Origin of the sequence: Corynebacterium sp. MSK218 (assembly GCF_030232655.1) — a bacterium.
GTDB lineage: Bacteria > Actinomycetota > Actinomycetes > Mycobacteriales > Mycobacteriaceae > Corynebacterium.
In genome coordinates this window covers 1-1,581 of the sequence record NZ_JASPGN010000027.1, presented here as the reverse complement: position 1 = coordinate 1,581, position 1,581 = coordinate 1, and the positions used below count along the sequence as shown (strand labels likewise).

At 46.2% G+C, this 1,581-nt stretch carries 2 protein-coding genes; both read left to right on the top strand.

Annotated elements, in window-relative coordinates; translation table 11 throughout:
* Positions 1-724, top strand: a 724-nt coding sequence (locus tag QP922_RS12760) for an LGFP repeat-containing protein (protein WP_502869622.1), incomplete at its 5' end; no start/stop codon positions are given.
* A gap of 43 nt (positions 725-767) precedes the next feature.
* Positions 768-1,238 carry a hypothetical protein gene (locus tag QP922_RS12755; RefSeq protein WP_284809904.1) on the top strand — a complete coding sequence of 157 codons (471 nt, stop codon included), beginning with the start codon at positions 768-770 and terminating at the stop codon, positions 1,236-1,238.
* Positions 1,239-1,581: the final 343 nt, after the last annotated feature.

Below are 1,581 nucleotides of genomic sequence, written 5' to 3'. Positions count from 1 at the left end.
TTTCCAAAACGGAATTATGGTGTGGCACCCCAAATTCGGCGCTCACGCTATAACAGGCGATGTCCTACTGCAGTGGGCATATACAAGTTTGACCAACGCACAGCTCAATTACCCACTCGACGATCCCAAAGACTTTAGAGACGGGTGGAAAAAACAGACCTTTTTGGAAGGCGCTATTTACGGAAGCCAGCTGGAAACATTCTTCCCTAAATATAACCCTTTAGCTGGCGCCGAATCTGACGAGCCCACTCTACAGTCGGCAGGAGTTGCAGGAGGCAACGACTATACCGATCAAGTGGTATTGGAAACCGATGACAAGTGTGGCAACCATATTGTTTTAAGAAGGGGCTGGTACAACCCCAACGATCCGAATCCTTGGGGATATGACAAAATTCGTCACAAGCACAATATTTGGAGCCTCTTTTCAATTAAGACAGCTGTAGAAAACCTGTGCCCTTCAGAAAAGCAGTCTTACCGAAGCATCTATAACGCCACCGTCTATCGAACGATTGATTGCCATAGTCCTAGAAGAAAAGACTGCACTAAGACGGGGGAAGAGTTTCCTTTCCGAATTGTTTATGAGACCGAAATAGCTAATTTCCTTCCAGATTATGCTACTGAAACTCGCGGCATGAACACTTTTTATCCTACTGATGGAAGGACAGAGGCTCCTGATTGGTTCAGCTCGACAATTCCCAACTTTGAGGACATCGCTAGGGGATAGCGTATACGTAGCTAAAACTTCTGAAGTGCGGAATGGAAGATCAATGTGGATAGATATAGAACAAATCGATATTGGCCGATTAGCAATAAAGTTGTCGGTAGCACTAGACAAATGGATAGCTGACGAAAACAGTTATGAAAACAAGACAGATATAGCTCCATTATTCATAGTGGAATGCGCTTCTCATTTTGAGATCGCCCTTATCCTCCACGTTAAAGCACTAAATCGGACGGCAATTGTAGGATATAAAGCTGGCTACCAGCGCTATGTATGGTCACCCTATTTATACGAAGAGATCGCCGATTCAATTGTTTTTGATACTTTAGCCGGCGACTACCCGATTCATAAAGCAGATTTTTCAGAGCCGGACAAAATTGTATGGGTTGGAAGAGTGGAGGCTGCAAATACAAAGGCGCAGTCCATCGGCGATTTCTTAAGCTACTATGAGGACTTAAATGAGCGCGCCAAGGAAAAAATCTGGATCAGTCCAGATTTCCCTTTAGAGAAGTTCTAGTAAAATAGGAACAAAATGAGTCAAATAAAGACGACATCACGATCTCCTCTACCTCCATGCTCGTGAAATTTCTGAATACCTTGCAGATTTCTGCGGGAGAGGACAACGGCGAGTGGGGCGCCCAATTTCCGAAAGGTGTTGCCACCTTTGTTCCTGAGGGCAACCTCACGCTGCAAACGCGTGCGGTGGCTTTGTGGCAACCGCGTGAGGTTATGAATCCGCGATCTGCTTGTCTTAGGACTCGGCAGATGGCCTCAACCCCAAACTGGCTCTTCCGGTTTCGGGGTGCGTAGCGGGGTGAAGTAGAACACTGCGGGTTTAGCGGGTCACCACAACATATAGG